The sequence below is a fragment of the Azohydromonas australica DSM 1124 genome (assembly GCF_000430725.1).
Classification (GTDB): domain Bacteria; phylum Pseudomonadota; class Gammaproteobacteria; order Burkholderiales; family Burkholderiaceae_C; genus Azohydromonas; species Azohydromonas australica.
On sequence record NZ_KE387208.1, the window covers coordinates 90,461 to 96,789 of the forward strand.

General features: G+C 71.3%; 4 protein-coding genes. 2 read left to right on the forward strand and 2 right to left on the reverse strand.

Features of this window, described 5'->3' with window-relative positions:
- Window positions 1–2: 2 nt before the first annotated feature.
- Window positions 3–2,813, reverse strand: a complete 2,811-nt coding sequence (locus H537_RS46255; protein WP_084151027.1) for a cation-transporting P-type ATPase — start codon at window positions 2,811–2,813, stop codon at window positions 3–5.
- 124 nt (window positions 2,814–2,937) lie between these two features.
- Window positions 2,938–4,794 (reverse strand): glycoside hydrolase family 15 protein, encoded by a 1,857-nt coding sequence (locus tag H537_RS0129445; protein WP_051243563.1) that lies wholly within the window; start codon window positions 4,792–4,794, stop codon window positions 2,938–2,940.
- Window positions 4,795–5,061: 267 nt separating this feature from the next.
- Here H537_RS0129445 and pedF point away from each other — a divergent pair, with 267 nt between their 5' ends.
- The gene (pedF, locus tag H537_RS0129450) at window positions 5,062–5,544 is read left to right on the forward strand and encodes a cytochrome c-550 PedF (protein WP_029000730.1); all 483 of its coding nucleotides are present in this window, start codon (window positions 5,062–5,064) and stop codon (window positions 5,542–5,544) included.
- A 97-nt stretch (window positions 5,545–5,641) separates the two neighbouring features.
- Window positions 5,642–6,329 (forward strand): NADP transhydrogenase subunit alpha (locus H537_RS53515; protein ID WP_043460674.1); only part of this gene is annotated, 688 nt, incomplete at its 3' end.

Here is a 6,329-nt window from a genome sequence, read left to right on the forward strand (position 1 = left end):
ATTCAGGCCAGCGCGCCGACGCGGCGCAGCAGCGCCTTCTCCAGCTCCAGCACCACCAGCAGCGCCACGCCCACGGCCACGATGCACAGGCCGGCGTCCAGCGCCAGCGCCTCGGTGTGGAACAGCGCCTGCATGAACGGCGCGTAGGTGAACAGCAGCTGCAGCGCGAACACCCCGGCCACGGCCCCCAGCACCCGCGGCGTGCCGCGCACGCCCTGCACGGTGAAGGAGCGCGCCTTCAGGTAGCGCACGCTGAACAGGTAGAACACCTCCATGCACACCAGCGTGTTGACGGCCGCCGTGCGGGCGGCTTCCACGCTGGCGCCCTGCGCGCGCATCCACTCGAACATGCCGAAGACGCCGGCCAGGAACAGCACCGACAGCAGCACGATGCGCCAGACCAGGAAGCGCGACAGCAGCGGCTCGCCCACCGGCCGCGGCGGGCGGCGCATCACGCCGGCCTCGGTCGGCTCGAAGGCCAGCACCATGGCCAGCGCCACCGAGCTGACCATGTTCACCCACAGCACCTGCGCCGGCAGGATCGGCAGCGCCACGCCCAGCAGCACCGCCAGCAGCAGCGTCAGCGACTCGCCGCCGTTGATGGGCAGCAGGAAGGCGACGGTCTTCTTGAGGTTGTCGTAGACCGTGCGCCCTTCCTCCACCGCGTGCGCGATGGAGGCGAAGTTGTCATCGGCCAGCACCATCGCGCCGGCCTGCTTGGCCGCCTCGGTGCCCTTCATGCCCATGGCCACGCCCACGTCGGCCTGCTTGAGCGCCGGCGCGTCGTTGACGCCGTCACCGGTCATGGCCACGACCTCGCCGCTGGCCTGCAGCGCGCGCACCAGGCGCAGCTTGTGCTCGGGGCTGGCGCGGGCGAAGACGCGGGTGTCGGCCACGGCAAGGCGCAGTGCCGCGTCGTCCATGGCCTCGATCTCCGGCCCGGTGACCGCCTTCAGCCCCTCGCCCATGCCGAGCTGGGCCGCGATGGCGCTGGCCGTCACGCCATGGTCGCCGGTGATCATCACCACGCGGATCCCGGCCTCGGCGCAGCGCGCCACGGCGCGCTTCGCCTCCTCGCGCGGCGGGTCGATGATGGCCACCAGGCCCAGCAGCGTCAGCCCGCGCGCGATGTCGGCGTGGTCCAGCGCCTCCCGCTGCGGCTCGAAGGTGCGCCACGCCAGCGCCAGCACGCGCCGGCCCGCGCGGGCCTGGGCCTCGACCTGCGCCTGCCACCAGTCCGCGTCCAGCGGCTCGTCCTGCCCCCGCGCGCCCAGCTGCCGCTCGCACATCGCCAGCACGCGCTCGGGGGCGCCCTTGACGAAGGCCTCGGCCGGCGCGCCATCGTCCTCGCCGGCATGCAGCGTCGCCATGTAGCGGTACTCAGACTCGAAGGGAATCACCTCCAGCCGTGGCCGCTCGACGCGCAGCTCGGCCGGATTGAGCCCCGCCTTCATCGCCAGCGTCAGCAGCGCGCCCTCCGTGGGATCGCCGGCCACCGTCCAGCGGCCCTCGCTCTCGTGCACGCTGGCGTCGTTGCACAGCGCCGCCGCCAGCGCCAGGCGCGCGGCGGCCGGCACGCGCTCGGCCAGGCGCGCCGGGTCCAGGGCCTCGCCGTCCAGCCGGAGGGCGCCCTGCGGCGCGTAGCCGCCGCCCTCGACCTCCAGCACCTGGCCGGCGCACAGCAGCTGCTGCACCGTCATCTCGTTGCGCGTGAGCGTGCCGGTCTTGTCCGAGCAGATGGTCGTCACCGAGCCGAGCGCCTCGACCGCGGGCAGCCGCCGGATGACGGCGTGGCGGCGCGCCATGCGCTGCACGCCGATGGCCAGCGTGATGGTCAGGATCGCGGGCAGCCCCTCGGGAATGGCGGCCACGGCCAGGCCGACGGCGGCCATGAAGGTGTCGCCCACCGGCATGCCGCGCACCAGCGTGCCGAAGCCGAACATCAGGACCGCGACGCCCAGGATCACGAAGGTGAGCTGCCGGCTGAAAACGCCCATCTTCTGCAGCAGCGGCGTGGTGCCCTCCTCGACGTCGGCCAGCATGCGGCCGATGCGGCCGATCTCGGTGTCGGCGCCCGTGGCCACGACCACCGCGCGGGCCTGCCCCTGGGTGAGCAGCGTGCCGGCGTAGCCCATGCACTGGCGGTCGCCGATGGCCGCGTCGGCCGCCACCGGCTCGGTGCGCTTGTCCACCGGCACGGACTCGCCGGTGAGCGCGGACTCGTCGATGCGGCAACCATGGGCCTGCAGCAGCCGCACGTCGGCGGGCAGGCTGTCGCCCGAGGCCAGCAACACGACGTCGCCGACAACGAGGTCGGCCGCCGCGACGTCGTGCTGGCGCCCGTCGCGCAGCACCACCGCATGCGGCGAGAGCAGGTGGCGAATGGCCTGCAGCGCCTTCTCGGCCTTGCCCTCCTGCACGAAGCCGATGACGGCGTTGAGCAGCACCACGGCCAGGATCACGGCGCTGTCCACCCAGTGCCCCATCAGGCCCGTGACCAGCGCCGACACCATCAGGATCTGCAGCAGCAGGTTGTTGAACTGCCGCGCCAGGCGCTGCAGCACGCCCACCGGCTGAGGCTCGGGCAGGCGGTTGGGCCCGTACTGCTGCAGGCGGCGCGCGGCCTCTGCCTGGCTCAGGCCCTGAGGGCCGGCCTCCAGCACCGAGAGCACGGCCTGCGCGTCAGTGGCGTGCCAGGCGCGGGCCTGCGTACCCGCGCTGGAAGTACCGGGCGGGCTCGTCGGCGGACGTTTCCCGGACGGTGTGGCGTCTGGAGGTGCGCCCGTCACGGCGTCCGTCTCGGACAAGTGCATAAGGTCTCCTGGGCTCGTGGCTCTCAGCAGGCCTGACTCGGAGCGCGCGGCGAAGTTGCGGCCGTCCGCACCCAGGTTGACCTGGCTCAAATCCGGACAGGAAACCTGGCCTTGCGGCCGGCGCTCAGCCGCCGAAGCCGCGGGACCAGGCCGTCGGCCCTTCCTCGATGGCGCGGTTCAGCGCGTGGGCGGCGCTGATCAGAGCCAGGTGCGTCAGCGCCTGTGGGAAGTTGCCCAGCTGCGCGCCGCTGGGGCCCAGTTCCTCGGCGTAGAGGCCGAGGTGGTTGGCGTAGGTGAGCATCTTCTCGAACAGCAGCCGGGCCTCGTCCACGCGCCCGCAGCGCGCCAGGCACTCGACGTACCAGAAGGAGCAGGGCGTGAAGGCGCCTTCCTGGCCCTGCAGCCCGTCGATGTTGAGCTGGCCGTCGCCGCCGTCGGTGGTGGAGTAGCGCGCCACCAGGCCGTCGATGGCCAGCTCGTGGCGGATCGCCTCCAGCGTGGAGAGCCAGCGTGGATCGGTCGGGCTGATGAACTGCACCATGGGCATGAGCAGCGCCACGGCATCGAGCGTGTCGCCGCCGCGGTGCTGCACGAAGGCCTGCTTCTGCGGGTGCCAGAAGTCGTTGAGGATCTGCGAGGCGATGGCGTCGCGCGTCTCGTACCAGAGCTGCAGCGGCGCCGGACGGGCGAAGCGGCGCGACATGCGCAGCGCGCGGTCCAGCGCCACCCAGCTCAGCAGCCGGCCGGAGAGGAAGTCGCGCCGCCCGCCGCGCATCTCCCAGATGCCCTCCTCCGGCTGGTTCCAGTGCTCGCACCACCAGTCGATGCGCCGCGACAGCGCCTGCCAGACGTCCACGGAGGCCGGCACGCCGTGGATGTCGGCCATGTAGATGGCGTCCACCAGCTCGCCCAGCACGTCCAGCTGCAGCTGCCCGGCCGCTGCGTTGCCCACGCGCACCGGGCGCGAGCCGCGGTAGCCGGCCAGGTGCGTGAGCTCGAACTCCTCGCCCACGTGGCGGCCGTCCACCGCGTAGAGGATCTGCGGCGGCTCGCCGGCGAGCTGGTCCAGCATGCGTTCGTGGGCCCAGCCGATGAAGGCCTCCGCCTCGCCGGTGTAGCCCAGCCGCATGAGCGAGTAGACGGTGAAGGCCGCGTCGCGGATCCAGCAGTAGCGGTAGTCCCAGTTGCGCTCGCCACCCACGTGCTCGGGCAGCCCGAAGGTGGCCGCGCCGATGATGGCGCCGTGGTCGGCCGAGGACAGCAGCTTCAGGATCAGCGCCGAGCGCTGCACGATCTCGCGCCAGCGGCCGCGGTAGCTGGAACGCTCGCTCCAGCCGCGCCAGAAGGCCATGGTTTCCTGGAAGGAGCCTTCGACGAAGGCTTCCAGCGGGCCCTCGCTGGGCCGCTCGTCGACGCACTCCAGCACCAGCGCGGCCTGGTCGCCCGGGCCCAGCTCGATGAGGGCGTGCACATCGCCGTCCTGCACCGTCAGCTCCACGCTGCTGCGCAAGCGCAGCGGGCCGTGCACCGTGGCGTCGGCGAAGACGGCCATGCGGCCGCCGTCCAGCAGTTGCGCCGGCAGCTTCGTGCGCGCGTAGTCGAAGCGCGGCGCACACAGCACGCGCAGCGACAGCCGCCCGCGCACGCACTGGATGCGCCGCACCAGCGCGCTGCGCGGCTGTCCCGCGGCCGACAGCGGCATGTAGTCCGTGACCTCCGCCATGCCGAGCTGCGACATGAAGCGCGTGACCAGCACGTTGGTGTCAGGCAGGTACATCTGGCGCGTGCGCATGTCCGCATGCGCCGGTCGGATGGAGAAGCTGCCGCCGCGGTCCGGATCCAGCAGCGACAGGAACACGCTGGGCGAGTCGAAGCGCGGGAAGCAGAAGAAGCTGACGGTGGCGTCAATGCCGATGAGGGCGGTCGTCCGCAGGTTGCCGACGACGCCGTGGGATTCGATGTCGGGGTAGTGCACGAGCACGGCAGGGCAAGCCTCGTTCCAGCGCCGCCAGGCTGGACATCGCACGAGCCGCGACGGTTGCTCCCGCGCCGCCAGGCCTGTTCCAGACGGCGGCAGCGATGTTTCATTTCTCAACAGCCAGCGCTTTGGACGCCGGGTGACAGGCTTCGGAATGCCACTTCGGGCACCGTATGAACCCGAATGCGGGCCAGGAAACGCGCATTGGAGGGGTTGATGGCACAGCCCTTGCGGAAAGGAGCGCCATTCATTCCAACCGAGGAGACATTCATGTCCAAGCGTTCCCTCGCTCAACTTCCCGCGCGTCTGACGGCGCTGATGGCCGGCTTGCTGGTGGCAGGCGCCGCCCTGGCCCATGGCGACGTCACGCCGCAGGCCGTGGACACGCATGAGCTGCCTTCGCTGGGCGAGGCCTGGCGCGACCAGAACCCGTTCCGCGGCAACGACAAGGCCATCAAGATCGGCTCCTCGGCCTACAACCAGAACTGCGCCCGCTGCCATGGCCTGGAGGCCATCTCCGGCGGCATCGCGCCCGACCTGCGCAAGCTCGACAACGAGTGCTCCTCGCAGAAGATCGAGAACAAGAAGACCGCGTGCGTGAAGGACGTGGACGATTACTTTCTCAACACCGTGCGCCGCGGCCGCACCCGCAACGGCGCCGTGTACATGCCGCCGTTCGAGGGCACGCTGAACCAGGAAGCGATCTGGTCGATCAAGTCCTACCTGGAAACCCGCCGCGAGAGGCCGCTTTAAGAACATGGGTGCGGGCCCCGGCGGCCCGCCGTTGACGAGCCACCCTTCGGCACTCGGCGCCGTGCCGAAGGGTGGCTTGTTTCAAAGGAGAGAGCCCATGCTGATCGGAGTGCCGCTGGAGACGGCGGCGGGAGAGACCCGGGTCGCGGTGACGCCGGAGACCGCGAAAAAGCTCAAGGCGCAAGGGCACCAGCTCTTCGTGCAGTCCGGTGCCGGCCTGGCCGCTGCCGCGCCCGATGCGGCCTACGCCGCGGTGGGCGCCGAGATCGTGGACGCCAAAGCGGCGCTGGGCTGCGACCTGGTGCTCAAGGTGCGCTCGCCGTCCGCCGAGGAGCTGCCGCTCATGAAGCGCGGCGCGACGGTGGTCGGCATGCTCAATCCCTTCGACCGCGAAGGCCTGGAGCGTCTGGCCGCTGCCGGCGTGACCGGCTTCGCGCTGGAGGCCGCCCCGCGCACGACGCGTGCGCAGAGCATGGACGTGCTCTCATCCCAAGCCAACATCGCCGGCTACAAGGCCGTGATCATCGCGGCCGACCGCTACCAGAAGTTCTTCCCGATGCTCATGACCGCCGCCGGCACCGTGAAGGCCGCGCGCGTGGTGATCCTGGGCGTGGGCGTGGCAGGGCTGCAGGCCATCGCCACGGCCAAGCGGCTCGGGGCGGTGATCGAGGCTTCCGACGTGCGCCCCTCGGTGAAGGAGCAGGTCGAGTCGCTGGGCGCCAAGTTCATCGACGTGCCCTACGAGACGGCCGAGGAGAAGGAAGCGGCCGAGGGCGTGGGCGGCT